15 protein-coding genes and 1 pseudogene are annotated in these 19,555 nt (G+C 57.1%); 8 read left to right on the forward strand and 8 right to left on the reverse strand.

From position 1 onward, the window contains the following. Positions 1 to 36: 36 nt before the first annotated feature. A pseudogene (locus tag K3169_RS25050) lies at positions 37 to 986 on the reverse strand (IS110 family transposase). A gap of 811 nt (positions 987 to 1,797) precedes the next feature. Between K3169_RS25050 and K3169_RS25055 the strand changes: the two are divergent. Further along, positions 1,798 to 3,699, forward strand: coding sequence for an alkaline phosphatase family protein (locus tag K3169_RS25055; protein WP_263268540.1), 1,902 nt, complete (start codon positions 1,798 to 1,800; stop codon positions 3,697 to 3,699). On the opposite strand, the gene K3169_RS25060 is transcribed toward K3169_RS25055, so the two are convergent. Continuing rightward, positions 3,696 to 4,379: an ArsR/SmtB family transcription factor gene (locus tag K3169_RS25060; RefSeq protein ID WP_263268542.1), complete on the reverse strand. Its 684-nt coding sequence runs from the start codon at positions 4,377 to 4,379 to the stop codon at positions 3,696 to 3,698. The genes K3169_RS25055 and K3169_RS25060 overlap by 4 nt on opposite strands. A gap of 74 nt (positions 4,380 to 4,453) precedes the next feature. On the opposite strand from K3169_RS25060, the gene K3169_RS25065 reads away from it, so the two are divergent. Continuing rightward, positions 4,454 to 5,689 (forward strand): MFS transporter, encoded by a 1,236-nt coding sequence (locus K3169_RS25065; RefSeq protein ID WP_263268543.1) that lies wholly within the window; start codon positions 4,454 to 4,456, stop codon positions 5,687 to 5,689. A 440-nt stretch (positions 5,690 to 6,129) separates the two neighbouring features. Continuing rightward, positions 6,130 to 6,786: an ATPase gene (locus K3169_RS25070; protein ID WP_231677774.1), complete on the forward strand. Its 657-nt coding sequence runs from the start codon at positions 6,130 to 6,132 to the stop codon at positions 6,784 to 6,786. Between the two features lie 150 nt (positions 6,787 to 6,936). Here the strand turns inward: K3169_RS25070 and K3169_RS25075 are convergent, their stop codons facing one another. Next, the gene (locus K3169_RS25075; protein WP_231677775.1) at positions 6,937 to 7,836 is read right to left on the reverse strand and encodes a LysR substrate-binding domain-containing protein; all 900 of its coding nucleotides are present in this window, start codon (positions 7,834 to 7,836) and stop codon (positions 6,937 to 6,939) included. A 107-nt stretch (positions 7,837 to 7,943) separates the two neighbouring features. Here K3169_RS25075 and K3169_RS25080 point away from each other — a divergent pair, with 107 nt between their 5' ends. Beyond that, complete coding sequence (locus tag K3169_RS25080) at positions 7,944 to 9,332, forward strand: MFS transporter (RefSeq protein WP_027902083.1); 1,389 nt, start codon at positions 7,944 to 7,946, stop codon at positions 9,330 to 9,332. Continuing rightward, complete coding sequence (locus K3169_RS25085; protein WP_231677776.1) at positions 9,329 to 10,603, forward strand: glucarate dehydratase family protein; 1,275 nt, start codon at positions 9,329 to 9,331, stop codon at positions 10,601 to 10,603. Before K3169_RS25080 ends, K3169_RS25085 begins: the two co-directional genes overlap by 4 nt. Before the next feature lie 174 nt (positions 10,604 to 10,777). Here K3169_RS25085 and K3169_RS25090 read toward each other — a convergent pair whose 3' ends face one another. Further along, positions 10,778 to 12,214 (reverse strand): NCS1 family nucleobase:cation symporter-1, encoded by a 1,437-nt coding sequence (locus tag K3169_RS25090; protein WP_027902081.1) that lies wholly within the window; start codon positions 12,212 to 12,214, stop codon positions 10,778 to 10,780. A 301-nt stretch (positions 12,215 to 12,515) separates the two neighbouring features. On the opposite strand from K3169_RS25090, the gene K3169_RS25095 reads away from it, so the two are divergent. Both K3169_RS25095 and K3169_RS25100 read left to right on the forward strand, forming a co-directional pair. After that, positions 12,516 to 13,226 carry a GntR family transcriptional regulator gene (locus K3169_RS25095; protein ID WP_231677777.1) on the forward strand — a complete coding sequence of 237 codons (711 nt, stop codon included), beginning with the start codon at positions 12,516 to 12,518 and terminating at the stop codon, positions 13,224 to 13,226. 19 nt (positions 13,227 to 13,245) lie between these two features. Beyond that, on the forward strand, positions 13,246 to 13,980 hold the full coding sequence (locus tag K3169_RS25100) for an aspartate/glutamate racemase family protein (protein ID WP_231677778.1): 735 nt from the start codon (positions 13,246 to 13,248) through the stop codon (positions 13,978 to 13,980). On the opposite strand, the gene K3169_RS25105 is transcribed toward K3169_RS25100, so the two are convergent. Beyond that, on the reverse strand, positions 13,977 to 14,312 hold the full coding sequence (locus K3169_RS25105) for a hypothetical protein (RefSeq protein ID WP_263268548.1): 336 nt from the start codon (positions 14,310 to 14,312) through the stop codon (positions 13,977 to 13,979). The two genes, K3169_RS25100 and K3169_RS25105, sit on opposite strands and share 4 nt — an antisense overlap. Before the next feature lie 298 nt (positions 14,313 to 14,610). On the opposite strand from K3169_RS25105, the gene K3169_RS25110 reads away from it, so the two are divergent. After that, positions 14,611 to 15,396 (forward strand): sulfite exporter TauE/SafE family protein, encoded by a 786-nt coding sequence (locus tag K3169_RS25110; protein ID WP_122396320.1) that lies wholly within the window; start codon positions 14,611 to 14,613, stop codon positions 15,394 to 15,396. Between the two features lie 218 nt (positions 15,397 to 15,614). On the opposite strand, the gene K3169_RS25115 is transcribed toward K3169_RS25110, so the two are convergent. From K3169_RS25115 to K3169_RS25125, 3 genes are all read right to left on the reverse strand, one after another. Next, positions 15,615 to 17,984 carry a TonB-dependent siderophore receptor gene (locus K3169_RS25115; RefSeq protein ID WP_263268549.1) on the reverse strand — a complete coding sequence of 790 codons (2,370 nt, stop codon included), beginning with the start codon at positions 17,982 to 17,984 and terminating at the stop codon, positions 15,615 to 15,617. 118 nt (positions 17,985 to 18,102) lie between these two features. After that, on the reverse strand, positions 18,103 to 19,032 hold the full coding sequence (locus K3169_RS25120) for a FecR domain-containing protein (protein WP_231677781.1): 930 nt from the start codon (positions 19,030 to 19,032) through the stop codon (positions 18,103 to 18,105). Continuing rightward, positions 19,029 to 19,535, reverse strand: a complete 507-nt coding sequence (locus K3169_RS25125; protein ID WP_049826918.1) for a sigma-70 family RNA polymerase sigma factor — start codon at positions 19,533 to 19,535, stop codon at positions 19,029 to 19,031. Before K3169_RS25125 ends, K3169_RS25120 begins: the two co-directional genes overlap by 4 nt. Positions 19,536 to 19,555 lie beyond the last annotated feature (20 nt).

Genomic DNA, 19,555 nt, shown 5'->3' on the forward strand with positions numbered 1-19,555 from the left:
AATGGGGACCAACTGTGGGAGATTCTATGGTTGTGATCAAGCCATAACCCACCCTTTGGGTTGATATTCGCTCTGATTTTTCATCAGGGCGAACGCCACCCGAGCGAGTTTGCGAGCGAGCATCACAAGTACCTGTGTGGTTGCTTTTCCGCGGCTGCGATGATGGTCGTAAAACTCTTTCCAGGCACTCGATCGGCTGGCCGACATTGCTGCGTTGTGCAGCAATCGGCGAATCTCCGAGCAGCCTCGTTTGGTTAGGAACCTACGGCCATTTTTTTGGCCAGAATCGGTCACTCTCAGATCCATGCCCAAAAAAGCAATGTAGGAGTCGCCGCTCTTGAAGTCGCCTCGGTTGTAAGCCATGACCAGAGCTGTCGCGGTCAGGAAGCCGATACCTTCAACAGCTTGGCAACGGGCCACTTGCTCCAGCAGGCCGGCTTCGCGCAAGGCATCTTTGAGCTTTGCCTTGACCAGCAGGTCCAGCCGTTCGATTGACTTGAGGAAGGCTGCAAATGACGCCTTCAAGCTGGTGTCATTTGCCCAGCTCTGGGTCAGGCTGGTTTTGGCTTGAATCAGTGAAGCCCTGCGTCGCAGAAGGCTTTGCAGCTTTCCGTAGACTGCTGGGGGCGGCGTCCAGGGGCGAAGATTTTCGCCTTCGTTTTTCAGAAATCGGGCAAGAAGACGGGCATCAGATGCGTCTGTTTTACTACGGCCACCGACACCTTTACGGTAATTACTGAGTTGAAAACCATCGATGATGTAGACGTCGAAACCAGACTCGTAAGCCAGCTCGACCAGATCGACGTGATAAACATTTGTCGCTTCAACAGCAATGGCGGTGGTCCTCGGTAACGTTTAAGCCAGCGTTTTATGGCAGGCTTTTCGTTGGTTATCGAGGTGAGCAGATCCGGATCTGCCTGGTAGGTAACGAGCTCAACTTTGGCGACATCCACGCCTACGATTGACTTCGAAACACGCATTGCCATGAGCATTTCTCCACGCTAAGGTTTGACGACTTGTTGGGGGTTCACCCAGAGGCGCAGGCTTGTTTCTATCGTCGCTTGAACGAAGCATTCTTTATCGGCGCTTTTGGTGGAAGGGGTGGGGCGAGGTCTCCCACGGTCTGTACTGTTGCAGCAGTCAGATGCGAACTGTTCGTCCCACCACCCCTTCAAGTCTAACCATACAAGCGAATTCATTCGCGAAGAGGCCAGTACAGCCGATATATTTTTATTGCCTGGCCTATCGCATTCGCGAATGAATTCGCTCCCACCGGTTCGCTGTGGCCAAGAGCATGAATTCGCACCCAGAGATTTGGTTTGCCTGAATTCACGCTAAAAACCCTTCCGAAGATTGACGTTAAGATCAAGCTCATGATGGCCCCGTGGGAGCGAATTCATTCGCGAAGAGGCCAGTACAGCCGATATGTTTTTATTGCCTGGCCTATCGCATTCGCGAATGAATTCGCTCCCACCGGTTTGCTGTGGCCAAGAGCATGAATTCGCACCCAGAGATTTGGCTTACCTGACTTCACGCTAAAAACCCTTCCGAAGATTGACGTTAAGATCAAGCTCATGATGGCCCTGTGGGAGCGAATTCATTCGCGAAGAGGCCAGTACAGCCGATATATTTTTATTGCCTGCCTATCGCATTCGCGAATGAATTCGCTCCCACACGATTTGCGCACGACTCAAGTCAACCGCGATCCAGTGGGACTGGCTTTAGCCGGTCCCACCTCAGTTCCTGATCAACTGAGGTACTATCGACGGCTCTTTGTTGCCTGGGTGCATTTGCCGGATGTCTTCAACTGATTCCCTTCCCGCCGTTCTTGCCGGTCCGATTTTGCGTCGCCTTGAGCCTCGGCGTCTGGTGATGTGGCTGGTGGGTTCACGGCCGTTGACGTTGACGCTGCGCTTGCCAGACCGTGATTACCCGTTGAATGAACAGCAATGTCAGGTCGTTGCGGTAGGCCGCAGTGCGTTCATTCACTTGATCGACGTGCCACTGGATGACGCCCTGCCCTGCGATATCGCCATTACCTACGATGTATTGATCGACGGCCAGCAAGGCATCGCTGAATGGGCACCGCATTTGCTGTACCCCGACCGATCCCTGCCGGATTTCGTACTGCGCAGCACCATCGAACAACTGCTCCATGGCTCCTGCCGCAAACCCCATCACGCTTCAGACGAAGGCCTGCTGTGCGCCGACCGGCTGCTGGCGGCCAACCCGGATGCCGAACATCGACCTGCGCTGTTGATGATGAGCGGCGATCAGATCTACGCCGATGATGTGGCCGGGCCAATGCTGCGCGCCATCCATGCGTTGATCGAGCGTCTGGGCCTGTTCCACGAGCGTCTCGAAGGTGCGATCGTCGACGACAGCGCCGAGCTCTATAACCATCCGGCCAGCTACTACAACCGCGCCGACCTGTTACCGGCGCTGAAGAGTAACGACACCCTGCGCGAACGTTTTTTCGGTGGCGCGCGCAAACCGATTTTCACCAGCAGCACGGCCGACAACCATCTTGTGACGTTCTCCGAAGTGCTCGCCATGTACCTGCTGGTCTGGTCGCCAGTGCCGTGGACGTTGATCAACCCGACGCCTCCGGTTTTCGAAGCCGGTGAACAGCCTCGCTATGAGCAGGAACAACAACGTATCGACGCTTTTGTTGACGGTTTGGGGGGCGTTGCGCGGGTTTTCGCGCATTTATCCTGCCTGATGATCTTCGACGATCATGACGTAACGGACGACTGGAACCTCTCGGCAAAATGGGAAGAGACCGCCTACGGCCACCCGTTTTCCAAGCGCATCATCGGCAATGCGCTGCTGGCCTATTTGCTGTGCCAGGGCTGGGGCAATAATCCGGATGCCTTCCCTGATTTGCTGGAGCAGACACAGCACCTGGTCAAGCAAGCGCCTGATGCAAACGGTTATCTGCAGAGCGAAACCCTGGATACGTTGATCACCCGGCTGCTGAAGTTTCAGCAATGGCATTACGTGCTGCCTACCTCGCCCGCGCTGGTGGTGCTCGACACCCGGACCCGGCGCTGGCGCAGCGAATTCAACCTGCATCAGCCTTCTGGCCTGCTGGATTGGGAAGCGCTCAGTGAACTGCAACAGGATTTGCTCGATCACCCGTCGGCGATCATCGTTTCACCCGCGCCGGTGTTCGGCGTGAAGCTGATTGAAACCGTGCAAAAGGTGTTCAGTTGGTGCGGTCACCCTCTGTTGGTCGATGCCGAAAACTGGATGGCGCATCGAGGCGCAGCGCAGGTCATCCTGAATATCTTTCGTCACTCACGCACGCCAGGCAATTACGTGATCCTTTCGGGGGACGTGCATTACTCGTTCGTCTATAAAATCCTGATTCGCCACCGGACCGCCAACCCGCATATCTGGCAGGTCACCAGCAGCGGCCTGAAAAATGAATTCCCGCAAAGCCTGCTGGACTGGTTCGACCGCCTGAACCGCTGGCTGTATTCCCCCCGCTCGCCACTGAACTGGTTTACCAAGCGACGCCTGATGCGCGTAGTACCGCGCATCCCCGAACACAGCAAAGCCGGTGAGCGGCTGTGGAATTCGGCGGGTGTGGGCCAGGTGTTTTTCGATGCCGAAGGCCGGCCGACCGAGATTTATCAGCTCAACGCCAACGGGCGTGAACCGACACGATTCATCGAGCCTGACGCTAACGCTTAGTCGCTGAAGGTTTTGATCAACGCGTCACGACCTTTGCTCGTGACGTTCAAGGCCCGGGAGTCTAGCTGCCGGGTGACCCAGCCACGCTTGAGCATTAGCTCCAGGATAGCGGCACCCAGCGCGCCCCCGATGTGCGGCGAGCGTTCGCTCCAGTCCATGCACGGATAAGCCAGCCGTCTGCGCTGGCCGCGCATGGCATCAACATCGACGCCCAGTTTGAGCAGTCGCTCGACGCCCTTTTCGGTGAGGGTGTAATCCTTGCCCTGCGCCTCGATCCAGTTGGCTTTCAGTAAGACATCATGAAGCCTGACCGCGACCTCGCCTGCGCAGTGGTCGTAACAGGTTCGCGCGTGACGCAGTGCTGCAGGCGTGCTGGGCTGGAAAGGTGTCGCGGGTTGGCCTGTGATCGACAGCAAGGATTCCAGTGCTCGCGCCACTCTGCTGTTGGCCAATCGGTAATAGCGATGTCGCCCCTGTACCAGTTGCTCGACCAGCCCGTGCTCGCGCAGACGCGAAAAGTGATTGCTGGCCATGGAGGCTTTCACGTCGGCTACCGCAGCCAGTTCGGTGGCAGTACGCGCCCGACCGTCGAGCAGGCTGCACAACATGCGCGAGCGAGCCGGATCAGCAATGGCACCCGCGACTTCGGCGAGCGAAACCTCTGCGCATTCGACATCCATAGTTCAGCCATCCCTGAAGCATCGTTTTAGGCGCTCATCATACTGAGGTTCACAGCACATTTAGGGATTGAGTCATGAAGCAACCGGGTTTCTTTGGCAGCAAAGTCGTGGCTGCCACGTTTGTAATGGCTGTGTTTGGCTGGGGTATTGGATTCTACGGACCACCGATTTTTCTCTATGCCGTGTTGCAGCGCACGGACTGGTCGGTGTCACTGTGCTCGGCAGCAGTGACGTTGCACTTTCTGGCAGGCACGTTGGTGATCGTCAACCTGCCGCGTTTGTATAAACGTTTTGGTCTGGCTCGCGTCACGCTGGCGGGCTCCATCGTCCTGGCGTTTGGCGTGTACGGTTGGGCAGTGGCGGATCAGCCTTATCAGCTGTTTATTGCGGCGCTGCTCAGCGGTTTGGGGTGGGTGACCATGGGCGCGGCAGCGGTCAATGCGGCCATCGCACCCTGGTTTGTCAGCAAGCGCCCCGCCGCGTTGGCCATGGCTTACAACGGCGCGAGTATTGGCGGGGTGATTTTTTCATCGGCGTGGGTTTACCTGATCAGTCAGCTTGGCTTTGGTCAGGCAGCGCTGTGGGTGGGAGGCCTGTCGATCAGCGTTATTGCGCTGCTGGCGTTCAATGTCTTCGCCTTGCGCCCGGAACACCTGGGGCAATACGCCGACGGTGCTGACCAGCCGCCTGCCGAGGCAATCAACCCGGCTGTGTCACCCTCGGGTTCGCTGTGGCGCAATCGGCAATTTTTGACCCTGGCAGCGGGCATGTCGCTGGGCCTGTTTGCTCAGATCGGATTGATTACGCATTTGTTTCTAGTGCTTGTTCAACATCTGACTGAGCAGCAAGCGGGCTTGGCGATGGGTTTGGCAACGGCCAGTGCCATTGCTGGCCGGACGCTGGTCGGCTGGTTCATGCCCGCACAAGTAAACCGACGCAATGTGGCGTGCCTGAGTTATGGCGTTCAATTGCTGGGCTGCACCGTAATGCTCGGCGTTGACCAGGCTCCAGGGCTGGTCTGGCTGGGTGTGATCCTGTTTGGCGCAGGCATCGGCAACGCGACTTCGCTGCCGCCACTGATTGCTCAAGCGGAATTCCCACGCCAGCACACCCAACGCGTCGTGGCATTGATCGTCGCGACAGCGCAAGGCTGTTATGCCTTTGCTCCGGCGATTTTCGGGGTGGTGAAGTCGTTGAGTGGTGAGGCGAATAGCGGGGTATTGATATTTACCTTGGCGGCGGTGATTCAAGGGCTGGCAATAGTGGCTTTACTGGTGGGGAAGGTCGGGCCGATCAAGCAATCACACTAGCTTGAATTGGAATGCTATCCCTGTGGGAGTCGCCCCGGTGTCCCTGACACCACGCGGTCGCGCAGCAAACACGGACCCTGTAGGAGCGCGCTTGCCCGCGATTCGGTCTGTCAGTCGATGAATATATTGCCTGTGCTGACGCGATCGCGGGCAAGCGCGCTCCTACAGATGAAAAAGTACTCAAAATCAAATAGTTGTAGTTTGTTTGATAGGAGCGAGGCTTGGTCTGGGCGGCATTCCGACGATAAGGCTGGACGCGATCTAAAGTGAACCGCGTCCAGCCTTATCGCGGGCAAGCCTCGCTCCCACATAGGACGCATTTCCACCCAAGAATCTCATCATTCATTCAATCGATAGTCACCATCAAAATTCGCAAGTTCTGCTTTTTTCGGCAAAGGAGGAGGATAGCCACATGCCGAACCGCCTGTGAGGAATACGCGATGAGAGTTTCTACCCTGCTGACGCTTGTCGCCGTATTGACCGGCGGTGCTTTTGCTCCTGCCTTCGCCGCCGGGCAAGCGACTTGCCATTTACAACCGGTCGCAGACAGCAACACCGGCTTGCAGCATTCACAGTCGGTGGGTGTGCTATACAGCGAAAACACAATCAGCACCCTTCAATACCTTGAGCAATACCATTCAGTTGCTTTGAATGGCGCGAAGAACAACGACCTGGATTCAAGAATTCGCGAAGCCTTCGTCAATAGCTCCGATCCAAAACTGGCCATCGACTGGCTGAAAGGTTCGCTGCAGAAAGAATTCGCCTCGGTGACTGTCTACGACAACCTTGATGCGCTGATGCAGGCCAGACCTGACGTTGTAGTGATGCTCGACACTTACAACCGCCTGGTGACCCAGCGTAATACTCAGGTTGAAGCGCGGTTTGTCGCCAAATTCTATGACGCCAACCTGCAGTACATCGGCAAGGCCGAAGGTTATGGCGGCGAGGAAATGACTTCTGTGTGGGTGCATGACAAGGCTGCCGCTGAAATCGCCGCGCAGATTGATCAGCAACGTGTGCTGCAAGTGAATGCGTTGAAGCAGTTCGATGCTTCGCTGAAGGCGCTGGTGATTTCGGGGCAGGTTGCGGCTAATTGAGGAAATGGGCCCACACAGCTCGACAGACACACTCAAACCCTGTGGGAGCGAATTCATTCGCGAAGACGTCAGCAGCCTCAACATCTTCTTTGACTGACACTCTGCTTTCGCGAATGAATTCGCTCCCACAGGGTTTTGTGTACACCAGATTTATTGCAGGGACCCCGCCACCGCCCCGCGTATCGCATCCAGCAACATAGCAAACGCCGGATTGTCATTGTCCGAACGCCAGATCAGGTGCAGTTCGCTTTGCACGCCCTCCCCAAGATCGATGTCGCGAAACGTCACGCCCTTGAACACCACGCTTGCTGCACAGCGGGGCACCAGCGCCAGGCCCATGCCGGCGTTAACCAGTGCCAGAATCGTCAGCGACGACCCCAGCCATTGCACGTACTGCGGCGCCACCCGTGCCGAACGGAACATGCCGGTCAGCAATTCGTTGAACGGCGGATAAGCGGCGTGGGAATACATCAGAAACGGCTCGGCATCCAGATCCGACACTAACACCGTTTCAGCAGTAGCCAGCCGATGAGTACTGGGCACCGCCAACACAAACGGCTCACGCACCAGGCACTCGGTGGCAAACCCTGGCTGCAGCAAGGGTGAACGAACAATCCCCAGATCAATGCGCCGCGCCCGCATGGCTTCGTGCTGCTGATAGGTGTTCATTTCTTCAAGCGAGATTTTTACCTGCGGCTGTTTGAGCCGCGCTTCGGCAATCACCTTGGGCAGAAACTCATACACCGCGCTGCCGACGAAGCTGATGGTCACCGAACCGATATCCCCTTCAGCAAAGCGCTTGGCGGATGCGGCAGCTTGCTGGGCGCGTTCCAACAGGTTCTGCGCCTCCACGAAAAACGCCCGCCCTGCCGCCGTCAATGCCACGCTGCGAGTGCTGCGGGTAAACAGCGCCACTCCCAGATGATGCTCCAGCAACTGAATCTGCCGACTCAAGGGTGGCTGGGTCATATTCAGGCGTTCAGCGGCGCGGCGAAAGTTGAGTTCGGTGGCGACGGTGGTGAAACAACGCAGTTGGGCAAGCTCAAACATTGATTCATTCCAGGTATCAATCAAGTGCCAATCTAGATTAGACCGGAACAAAGACTGCGTCCATGATCGACTCGTCCCCAAAAAAATAATGATCGGGAGTCGCCTCAGTGAACACAGTCCAAAGTCCGACGGACGCCTCAGCGCTTGCCCGGGCAGCCGCCAAGGTCAAGCGCCACGTCCTGCCCCTCTTCGTCATCATGTTCATCGTCAATTACATTGACCGGGTGAACATCGGCTTCGTCCGTAGCCATCTGGAAACCGATCTGGGCATAGGCGCAGCCGCTTATGGTCTGGGTGCCGGGCTGTTCTTCGTTGGCTACGCGATTTTCGAAGTCCCTTCCAACATGCTGCTGCAACGTTACGGCGCTCGCGCATGGCTAACGCGGATCATGTTCACCTGGGGCGTGGCGGCAATGGCCATGGCTTTCGTGCAAGGTGAAACCAGTTTCTATGTGCTGCGTTTTATCCTAGGCGCGGCTGAAGCGGGCTTCTTCCCCGGCATCATTTATTACTTCACGCAGTGGTTGCCCGGCGCTGATCGCGGCAAGGCCATGGCGATCTTCCTCAGTGGCTCGGCCATCGCATCAGTCATTTCCGGGCCGGTATCGGGCGCGCTGCTCAATGTCAGCGGGCTGGGCATGCACGGCTGGCAGTGGATGTTCCTGATCGAAGGCTTCGCCTCGGTGGTGCTCTGCGCGTTTGTCTGGTTCTGGCTGCAGTCGCATCCCAGCGAAGCCAAATGGCTCAGCACTGAAGAAAAAGACGCGCTGATTGGCGCCATTGCTACGGAGCAGCGTGAACGCGAAGCCTCACAGACCATCAAGCCGTCGATGTTCAAACTGCTGGCCGACAAACAGATTGCGCTGTTCTGCTTCATCTACTTTTCCATCGCTCTGACCATCTACGGCGCCACGTTCTGGCTGCCGAGCATGATCAAGAAGATGGGCAACATGGGCGACTTCCAGGTCGGCCTGTTCAACTCGATCCCGTGGATCATTTCGATCATCGCCATGTACGGCTTCGCGGCCATGGCCAGCAAATGGAAATATCAGCAGGCGTGGGTCGCGGTGACATTGGTGATCGCCTCGTTCGGCATGTTCATGTCCACCACGGGCGGCCCGGTCTTCGCGTTCGTCGCCATCTGCTTCGCAGCAATTGGTTTCAAAGCGGCCTCGGCACTGTTCTGGCCAATCCCGCAAGGTTATCTGGATGCGCGAATCGCTGCGGCAGTCATCGCTCTGATCAACTCCATCGGCAACCTCGGCGGCTTCGTTGCGCCCACTGCGTTTGGCTTCCTTGAGCAAACCACCGGTTCCATCGAAGGCGGTTTGTATGGCCTGGCGATTACTTCACTGGTAGCTGCAGTGGTGATCTTCTTCGCCCGCACCAAGCCTCGCGGCGATGCGCCAAGTGTGTTGGGCGGCAAGCCGGAAGACGACGACACGAAAAAAAACATGAATAAGCCTCAAGCCCTGACATCGGGAGCAGCCTCTTGAAAATCAAACGCGTAACCGTCACCCCAATCGCCTTTCGCGACCCGCCCCTGCTCAACGCCAGCGGCATTCACGAGCCTTTTGCGCTGCGCTCGATCATTGAAGTTGAAAGCGATAACGGGCACATCGGTTTGGGCGAAAGCTACGGCGATGCTCCAGCGCTGGCGATCCAGCAGCAACTGCAGAGCCAGCTGATTGGCCTTGATCCGTTCAATCTCAACCAGCTACGCACTATTGTGCAGGCGACCGTGGCGGCCAATAAACCGGCGAGCATTGCCGGTGCCGAACTGGCCCCCGGCTCCCACGCCAGCAAAGCGGTAAGCAATGCCTATTCAGCTTTTGAAGTCGCGTTTCTGGATTTGCAGGCGCATTACCTGAACGTACCGCTGGTGGATCTGTTGGGTGGTGCCATTCGTGACGAGATCCCCTTCAGCGCCTACCTGTTCTTCAAGTATGCCCAGCATGTAGATTCACCCTACAAGCCGGACAACTGGGGCGAGGCGCTGAGCGAGGAGCAGATCGTTGCCCAGGCTCGGCGGATGATCGAGGAATACGGATTCAAGAGCATCAAGCTCAAAGCCGGCACCCTGCCACCTGAGCATGAAGTGTCCTGCATCAAGGCGCTGAAAAAGGCTTTCCCGGGCTATCCATTGCGCATCGACCCTAACGGCAACTGGTCGCTGGAAACGTCGATTCGCATGGCCGAATTGCTGGGCGACGATCTGCAGTATTACGAAGACCCAACGCCAGGTCTTGAGGGCATGTCCGAGCTGCACAAACGCACCGGTTTGCCGCTTGCTACCAACATGGTGGTGACGGATTTCGATGAGTTCCGCCGCAGCGTCGCGCTCAACAGTGTGCAGATTGTGCTTGCTGATCACCATTACTGGGGCGGCCTGCGTGACACGCAAGCGCTGGCAAAAATGTGCGACACCTTCGGGCTCGGGGTGTCGATGCACTCCAACTCGCATTTGGGCATCAGCTTGATGGCGATGGCGCATGTAGCGGCGTCAGTGCCGAATCTGGATTACGCCTGCGACACCCACTACCCGTGGCAGGAACCGGACGAGGAAGTGATCAAGGGCGGCAAGCTGCCGATTGTCGACGGCTGCGTGAAAATCACCCGCGCACCGGGACTGGGGCTGGAGCTGGACCGGGATCAACTGGGCAAGCTGCATGACCAATACCTGACTTGTGGCATCCGTCAGCGCGATGACGTGAAACAGATGCAACGTTACAAGCCGGACTGGAAGGCGGTTAAACCGCGGTTCTGATCAACCTGATTTACCAGACAAACCTTTAGCCCGGACACTCCCCCTGTGCCGGGCTTTTTTTGTTTTGATTCCGTAGGAGCGCGCTTGCCCGCGATTGCGGCTTGCCAGACAACGAACAGGTTGCTGAACTGACGCTATCGCGGGCAAGCGCGCTCCTACAGTTAAAGGTGAACATCACGCCAACGCAGGCGCAGCCGCTCTTACATCCCGACGCGCCAGCACCAGGTAGAACGCGCCGCCCAGGAAGCACCCGGTAAACCACGCGAAGTTGGCGATGGGTTTGAACCAGGGCACGAAGGTAAACAGCAGACCGATCAGGGTCGCGGCCAGCAAGGCTTTGATAGCGACCGGGTTGAAGCCATTGGTGTACCAGTAACGGCCAGTTGGGGTGTCGTCGAACAACGCATCCACATCAATCTGCTGCTTCTTGATGATGTAGAAGTCCACCAGCAGGATGCCGAACAACGGCCCGATGAAGGCTGCCAACACGTCCAGGGTGTAGTGGATCACTTCCGGGTTGTTGAACAGGTTCCACGGCGTGATAAAGATCGAGGCCACAGCCGCAATCATGCCGCCTGCACGCCAGCTGATTTTGCTTGGGGCGCAGTTGGCGAAGTCGAAGGCCGGGGACACGAAGTTGGCCACGATGTTGATGCCGATGGTTGCGGTCACGAAGGCAAAAGCGCCCAGCAATACGGCAACGGTGTTGTCGATACGCGCTACGGTGGCGATCGGGTCGTGGATCATTTCACCGAACACCGGCAAGGTGCCGGAGACGATCACCACCGTCACCAGCGAGAACGCCAGGAAATTCACCGGCAAGCCCCAGAAATTTCCGCGTTTGACGTCAGCCATGCTTCGGCAATAACGACTGAAATCACCGAAGTTCAGGGTAGGACCGGAGAAGTAAGACACCACCAGCGCGGTTGCCATGACCACCTGACCGAATGCTTCCCAACCGCTCAGGGATTTTTCCGACAGGGTAAAGCTGATGTTGCTCCAGCCTGCTTTCCAGACGATCCAGCCAGCAAGAATGAACATGACCGCGTAGACCACCGGCCCGGCCCAGTCGATGAAACGGCGAATCGAATCCATACCGCGCCAGAATACGATGGCCTGTAGCACCCACAGGGTCAAAAAGCCCATCCAGCCCAGATAAGACAAACCGGCGAATTGCACCTGAGCGAGACTTTCCATGGACGGGAAGAAGCGCAACACCACGATAACCAGCGCGCTGGACGCCAGGTAGGTTTGCACCCCATACCAGGCGACGGCGATCAAGCCGCGAATCACTGCTGGAATGTTGGCGCCGAAGACACCGAATGCTAATCGGCAAATGACTGGATAAGGCACGGCGGCTTGCTGACTCGGCTTGGCGAGCAGGTTGGCAATGACCTGAATGATGCAGATCCCGACCAGCAAAGCGATCAACACTTGCCAACTGGCCAGGCCCAGCGCAAACAGGCTGGCGGCGAAGACATAGCCACCCACGCTGTGCACGTCGCTCATCCAGAACGCGAAGATGTTGTACCAGGTCCACTTCTGTTTAACCGGGCCAAGATCTTCGTTGTACAAGCGAGGGCTGTAGCCCTTTGGAATTTCTGGATTCATCGCACGCACTCTCCTCTGATCGATGCCGCTCCGGAGACTGCATACGGAGGCTGGCTTTATTTGTATACGATCTGAAAGGCATGATGCATGCCAAACCATAGGAATTGGCTCGCAGGGCAGGCAGTAGAAGCCTTATGCGAAATTGATCGATATCAATGAAAGCCAGCAAATGCGCGATTAAAGTGCATAGATGCGCACTGGCAGTGCATACAATCAGTGTTGCGACACACCAAGTGAGTGATGGCAAACCGTACAGAGTTTGTATACGATCAGCCTCACATTCACCGGTTAAAGCGGCCCTATGAATCCTCTCTTCCTAGCCAGTCCTGCCATGAGCGATTCGACGTTGAGTCGCGACGAACAGATTTATCAGGACATTCTTGAAGCCATCGTCGAGCACCGACTGTTGCCGGGCACCCGCCTGCCGGAAGATGCCCTTGCTGAAGTGTTTGCCATCAGCCGCACCGGTATTCGCAAAGTCCTGCAAAGGCTTGCACTGGAGCGACTGGTGACCTTGCGCACCAATCGCGGCGCGGAGGTCGCTCAGCCGACCGCTAAAGAAGCTCAGGATGTATTCGCCGCCCGCCAGTTGATTGAGCCTGCGTTAATGTCTGCCGTTGCGGAGCAGATAGATGCCGCGCAATTGAAAACGCTGCGTACGTTGGTGGATCAAGAACACCAGGCCCAGCGCGAAGGTTTGCACAGCCGGGCCATTCAATTGTCTGCGCGCTTTCACGTGCAGTTGATCGCACTGGCCGACAATCAGGTGCTGACCGAACAGGTTGCCCAGTTGACCACTCGTTCGTCTCTGATCATCGCTGTTTACGGCTCACGGCACAGTGTTGGCTGCGACTGTGGCGATCACGAGGAATTGCTCGGGCTGCTCGAAGAAGGCAAAGGCGCTTCGGCTGCGCAATGGATGGGCAAACATCTGGCAAGCATCCGCGCCAGCTTGCAGGTCGATCAGGTGACGCCGGTCGAGCCGGACTTCAAAACCATTTTCAAGCGTTGATCCGCGAGTCGAGCCATAAATGAAAATCCAGGTCATCAATCCCAACACCAGCCAGAGCATGACCGCCAGTATCGGCCGCGCCGCTCGTGCAGTTGCGCGCCCCGGCACAGAGATCATCGCCTGCTGCCCCGAGTCTGGCCCGGAATCCATCGAAGGCCATTTTGACGAAGCCATCGCGGCCGTTGGTGTGCTCGAGGAAGTTCGCAAAGGGGTTGCTGCAGGATACGATGCGCACATCATCGCCTGCTTCGGTGATCCGGGTTTGTTGGCCGCACGAGAGCTGGCGCGAGGCCCGGTGATCGGCATTGCCGAAGCCGCCTTTCATGTTGCCAGCCTTATTTGCACACGTTTTGCCGTGGTCACAACGCTGACCCGCACTCGAATCATTGCCGAGCACCTGTTGCGCAATTACGGCATGACCGAGCATTGCACCTCGGTGCGCTGTGTCGATGTGCCGGTTCTGGAACTGGAAAGCATGGGTGAGCAAGCCTTGGCAGAACGCATTGCCGAACAGGCGATACAGGCCCGGGATAACGAAGGTGCGGGGGCAATTATTCTCGGTTGCGGTGGCATGGCGGACTTGCCGGGGCTAGTCAGCGAGATGACCGGCTTACCAGTGGTTGATGGCGTCGCCGCAGCCGTGAAACTCGCCGAGGCTTTGGGTGAACTTGGGCTCGCTACCAGCAAACATGGGGATCTGGCCTTTCCGCTGGCCAAACGCTTTACCGGACGCTTTGCGCATTTCGGTCGTTAATCAATCCTGCTCTCGTCAGACAAAATGCAAACTACCTGATTGAAATACATTTCCTGTAGGAGCTGCCGAAGGCTGCGAAGCATTTCTCCTGATACACCGCGATCGCAGCCTTCGGCAGCTCCTACAGTTCGAATGTTTGCTACAAGACAGCGCAATGTCAGGAACACGGGCACGGCTCCTGTCAAACCAAATGCAATTACCTGACCTGAAATACATTTCTGTAGGAGCTGCCGAAGGCTGCGAAGCATTTCTCCTGATACACCGCGATCGCAGCCTTCGGCAGCTCCTACAGTTCGAATGTTTGCTACAAGACAGCGCAATGTCAGGAACACGGGCACGGCTCCTGTCAAACCAAATGCAATTACCTGACCTGAAATACATTTCTGTAGGAGCTGCCGAAGGCTGCGAAGCATTTCTCCTGATACACCGCGATCGCAGCCTTCGGCAGCTCCTACGGGTCCAATCTTTGCTACTAGACAGCGCAGTGTCATAGACAAGGGGACGGTGCCTATCAAACACCAATAAAGATATATCGATAGACCGTATCGATATAAGAAATCCCTAAAAACGTCGTTATGCTGCCCGCCAGTTTTTTCTGACAGTCGCCCTTTTTTGTTGTGGGAAGTTGTAATGGATTTTGGTGGTTTGGGGTTGGTGGTCGCAGGTCTTGTAGTGGGCTTCATCGTTGGCATGACAGGCGTGGGCGGCGGTTCGCTGATGACGCCTATTCTGTTGTGGTTCGGGGTCAACCCCGCTACCGCCGTGGGTACCGATCTTTTGTATGCAGCCATCACCAAGTCTGGCGGTGTGTGGGTTCATAAAAGAAACGACAACATCGACTGGAAGATCACCGGCTGGCTGACCATGGGCAGCGTCCCGGCTGTGCTGCTGACGTTGTGGTTCCTCAGCTCTCTGCACGCCGCGCCCGATGCCATGAACGCTGTGATCAAGCAGGCCTTGGGCGTTGTTCTGTTGCTCACCGCCGCCGCGGTGTTCTTCAAGAAACGTCTACTGGCGTTCGCCCACAACCGCGCTGGTGGCAGCTATAACCCCAGCGGCAAGAGCCTGAATGCGCTGACGGTCTTCACTGGTCTGATTCTTGGCACCATGGTTGCCCTGACTTCAATTGGTGCTGGAGCGCTGGGCACCGTGGCGCTGTTCATTCTTTACCCCTTCCTCGCCACCCGCCGTCTGGTCGGCACCGAAATCGCCCATGCCGTGCCGCTGACGCTGGTTGCAGGTCTGGGTCATGCCGGGATGGGCAATATGGACTGGGGGATTCTGGGCTTCCTGCTGCTGGGTTCGCTGCCGGGGATTTATCTGGGCAGCCACCTTGCGGGCCGGGTGTCGGATGACATTCTGCGTCCGTGTCTGGCGATCATGCTGGCATTTATTGGGTACAAGTTGGTTTTCTGATTCACGACCTCTGTAGGAGCTGCCGCAGGCTGCGAATGGCGGTGTCAGGATAAATCCTTCGCAGCCTTCGGCAGCTCCTACAGAAAATGCATTTCAATCCATTCGCTTGCATGTTGTTTGATGAGATCTGCCGCAGGCTGCGAAAGCGATACACCTGACACACCACCATTCGCAGCTTCGGCAGCGCCTGGAACATCCGGCGTTTACGCGGACTCTGGCTACCAGCGATAACTCACCGATCCAATCACACTTCGCTCATCGCCGTACCGGCAGGTTGTGTTGCAGTACAGGTATTTGCGGTCCGCGAGGTTCTGAGCCTTGGCGGCCACCTCCCAGTGCCTGCCGATTTCATAGCTGACCAGTGCGTCAACCAAGGTGTAAGCGCCTATCTTGCCTTCATAGTCTGTCGGTGTAGTACGGGTCGTGCCGATGTAGCGAGCACCTGCAGCCACGCGCATTTGCGGGATACCGAATGCGCCCAGACGATAGCTCGCCCAGACGCTGGCGCTGTGATACGGAACGCCTTCGATACGCTTTCCGACGTTAGTCGCCGTCTGATCTTCGATGACATGCGAATCGGTATAGGCATAGCCCGCTGTCAGCGTCAGGTTGTCAGTGGCCTCTGTCTTGGCTTCCAGCTCAAGCCCCTTGGAGCGGGTTTTACCGTACTGCACGTAGGTCGCACTGGCAGCATCGTAGCTGAGGGCGTTGTCCTGGGTGAGCTGATACACCGCCGCACTGATCATTGTCTCGGTGCCTGGCGGCTGATAGCGCAGCCCCAACTCGTATTGCTCACCTTCAAGCGGCGCAAAGGCGTTGCCAAAAGCAGGGTTGCTGACACTGGCAGGCTGGAAGGACTGACTGTAGCTCACGTAAGGAGCCAGACCGTTTTCGGCGAGGTAGACCAGACCGATACGCCCGGTCGCCTTCTTGTCATTGCGTGACTGGCGGCTGTCATCAGCATGACTGGTTGTGCGGCTCTCGGCCCAGTCCTGTCGTCCACCCAGCAACAACACCCACTTTTCATCGAAGGTGATCTGGTCCTGCAGGTAAATACCTGACTGGGCACTGTGCAGATCCGAACCACTGTCTGCAGCGGTATTGGCGCCCACACCGGTGTAAACCGGGTTGGCCAGATTCAATGGTGGCGCGAACTGCGCCAGCGTGCCGCTGATGTGGCGATGCGAATCATAGGTCTTATGGTAGTAGTCGACGCCCGCGAGCAAGGTGTGCTTCCACGATCCGCTCTCGATGGTGTACTGCACATTATTGTCGGTCGTCCAGCCGGTCGAACGTTCGTCTCGCTCGCTGTAACGTCGAAGCAGATTAGAACCGACGATGGAGAACGGAATCATGTAATTCCAGTCTGTGTTCGCCTGAAAGTAACGCAGGCTGTGATTGACCTTCAGGTTCTCATTGAAATCGTGGCTGAACAGGTAACCCAGGGTATCCATACGGTTGTTGAAATGGTCGTAGCCCGGTTCACCGGTGAATTGATCACGGCCAATCTTGTACCCAGGCGTTGAACTGTAAGTCGTCATGCGATAGCTGGTGGGCGGGGCGAAGCCGGTATAGGTTTCCTGATGGCTGGCCAGCACTGTCAATGAAGTATCGTCGTTGGGACGCCAGGTGATGGCTGGTGCGATGTAACGCCGATCATCATCAACGTGGTCGACCTGAGTATCACTGTCGCGCCATAAGCCGGTCAGCCGGTAACTGAACTGGCCCTGATCGTCCAGCGGGCCACCCAGGTCGAAGGTGTACTGGCGTCGATCATGGTTGCCGAACTCCACGCCAACTTCGTGCAAAGGCGTATCCGTGGGGCGCTTGCTGACGGTATTGATCATGCCACCCGGCGAGAGTTGACCGTAAAGCACCGACGACGCACCTTTGAGCACTTCTACGCGCTCAAGGCCGTAAGCCTCGACGCTACCGTCATACGGGTTGGACTGCAGCTTCATGCCATCACGAAGAATGCCGCCGGTACCCGCGCCAACGTTGAAGCCGCGCAGCGTGTAATCATCGGCAGTGCGGCTGAAGCCGCTCGGCTGACTGGTAAAACCGGGGGTGTATTTGAGCGCGTCAGAGAGGTTATCGCTTTTGCGCTGATCCATTTCGGCGCGGGTCACCACCGACACTGATTGCGGCGTTTCCAGCAACGATGCATCGGTCTTGGTCCCCACACTGCTACGCTGGGCAACGTACCCCGCTGGCTCACCGTTGCTGCCATCTCCCGCAATAGCGGCGTTGATGCTGGTCGCTTCGAGCGTCATTCCCTGACTCGGCACCGGCTGCACGCTTAGCGCCCCACTGGCCGTGACCTGCAGACGCAGACCGCTCCCCTGCAATGCACGCTCCATTGCCGACGCAGCGCTCATTCTGCCGTTCACTGGTGCAGAAACCCGTTGGGCAACATCAGTGGGTATGAACAGAATCTGCCGCGAGCTTTGCTGACCGATTTGAATCAGGGTGTCAGTCAATGGCCCGGCAGACAAAGAGAAGTCATACAGTGTTTCAGCAGCCTGAACGCTTACCGAAGTGGCAATCGCCAGGCTCATGAACAACGGAGTAAAAAAAGATGGACGCATGAACAATGCTAAACCTCGCTGGCAAAACGGAGCGCACAATCTGGCGCCTTTACCTGTTCTGTGAAGTGAGGTGGCGATTTGTTAAGGGCTATCGGGATTTTATTTCCAGCGGGGCCGTTCAGACCCGATCAATCCGGGTCCATAGCCCCCAATAGTGATCAATGCGCAGCGGCAGGATATCTTTCAAGGCTGCCAGGGCCTGATCGCTGTTATCCAGATTGAAGACACCTGAGATACGCAAAGAAGCCGCAGCATCAGAAACCTGCAACACCCCACGCCGATAAGGACGCAGCGAGTCGATCACTTGTCCGAGGGATTGATCACTGACCTCCAGCAAACCACGCACCCAGGCACCGGGATCGGTTGGGCTGACCGGCAATGGATGTAAGCCCAGCGCATCCAGACGCGCGCCATGCCCGTTAGTCAGCGCTAGCGCCTGACGCTGCGACCGGAGCTGCGCAGTGCCGGTTTTCAACCAGAACTGCGCGTGATCCTGATACTGGCTCAGCAAACACCGACCGGAGGCCAACTGCGCGCTGCCGTCCTTGCAAACCAACTGGAACGGACGGTCTTGGGATTCGATGCTTGCCATCAGACTTCCGCGCAGCAAACGCACCGTGCGCATGCTCGCGGTGAAATTCACATCGATAGCACTTTCTGCGTTCAAGGTCAGGCTGGAGCCATCCGCCAGAACAAACGTCTGGCGCTGGGCGTTGGCAGTCGTAATATCTGCGGCCAGCCTGTCCAGCGGCATGCCCGGCCAGGTCACCAGCCGAGCGGCCAGCGCACAACCGCCAACGGCCAACGCACCGCGCAGCAAATGACGACGACTGGTCCCGGTAATCAAGACCTGACGGGCGCGGCTGCCGGACAAGTGCGAGAACGTCTGATCAAGCCGTGAACGCAGACCATTCCATGCCGCTACGTGGGATTGATCAGCCGCAAGCCAACGCTCAAACGCTTGACGTTCCCCTTCAGTGAACTGTCCTGAAGCCTGGCGAGCATGCCATTCGATGGCCTGTTCAAGGGCTACGGGCAGCTCGCTCATCGCTCAACCGCACAAATGGCTTTGAGGCCTTGCACAACGTATTGATGCACCCGCGGTGCGGAAACACCGAGTTCAGCGCCGATCCGGGCGTAGGTCCAACCGTCCAGCTGACTGTAAAGAAAAGCAGCTCTGGCCCTGGAAGAAAGGCCGTGAAGCAGCTGGTCCACCTCCAGCAAGGCTTCCATCACCAGATAACGCGCTTCGGGAGAGGGCTCGAACAGTTCGGGCTCGGCGGCCAGCGATTCGAGATAGGCACGCTCCAGATCACGCCGACGCCAACTAGCAAATATCAGCCTTTTGGCAATCGTCGTCAGTAAAGCTCTAGGCTCACGGATCACCTGCGTATCGGGCAACGCCACCACGTGGGCAAACGTTTCTGCGGCCATGTCCGCTGCGTCATGGCGACACCCCATTCGTGCACGTAGACGATCCAGCAGCCAGCCGTGATGCTCGCCAAACAGGCGAACAAGTAAGTCATTACGACGTTGCAGAACGTGAGACATCTCGATTGCCAATGAAAATC

This window comes from Pseudomonas phytophila (assembly GCF_025643095.1).
Taxonomy (GTDB): Bacteria; Pseudomonadota; Gammaproteobacteria; order Pseudomonadales; family Pseudomonadaceae; genus Aquipseudomonas; species Aquipseudomonas quasicaspiana.

Bases quoted from the DNA above. Each gene is read 5' to 3' on its own strand.
- K3169_RS25055 (WP_263268540.1), top strand. From the start codon at position 1,798: ATGTCTTCAACTGATTCCCTTCCCGCCGTTCTTGCCGGTCCGATTTTG.
- K3169_RS25060 (WP_263268542.1), bottom strand. From the start codon at position 4,379: ATGGATGTCGAATGCGCAGAGGTTTCGCTCGCCGAAGTCGCGGGTGCC.
- K3169_RS25065 (WP_263268543.1), top strand. From the start codon at position 4,454: ATGAAGCAACCGGGTTTCTTTGGCAGCAAAGTCGTGGCTGCCACGTTT.
- K3169_RS25070 (WP_231677774.1), top strand. From the start codon at position 6,130: ATGAGAGTTTCTACCCTGCTGACGCTTGTCGCCGTATTGACCGGCGGT.
- K3169_RS25075 (WP_231677775.1), bottom strand. From the start codon at position 7,836: ATGTTTGAGCTTGCCCAACTGCGTTGTTTCACCACCGTCGCCACCGAA.
- K3169_RS25090 (WP_027902081.1), bottom strand. From the start codon at position 12,214: ATGAATCCAGAAATTCCAAAGGGCTACAGCCCTCGCTTGTACAACGAA.
- K3169_RS25095 (WP_231677777.1), top strand. From the start codon at position 12,516: ATGAATCCTCTCTTCCTAGCCAGTCCTGCCATGAGCGATTCGACGTTG.
- K3169_RS25100 (WP_231677778.1), top strand. From the start codon at position 13,246: ATGAAAATCCAGGTCATCAATCCCAACACCAGCCAGAGCATGACCGCC.
- K3169_RS25110 (WP_122396320.1), top strand. From the start codon at position 14,611: ATGGATTTTGGTGGTTTGGGGTTGGTGGTCGCAGGTCTTGTAGTGGGC.
- K3169_RS25115 (WP_263268549.1), bottom strand. From the start codon at position 17,984: ATGCGTCCATCTTTTTTTACTCCGTTGTTCATGAGCCTGGCGATTGCC.
- K3169_RS25120 (WP_231677781.1), bottom strand. From the start codon at position 19,032: ATGAGCGAGCTGCCCGTAGCCCTTGAACAGGCCATCGAATGGCATGCT.
- K3169_RS25125 (WP_049826918.1), bottom strand. From the start codon at position 19,535: ATGTCTCACGTTCTGCAACGTCGTAATGACTTACTTGTTCGCCTGTTT.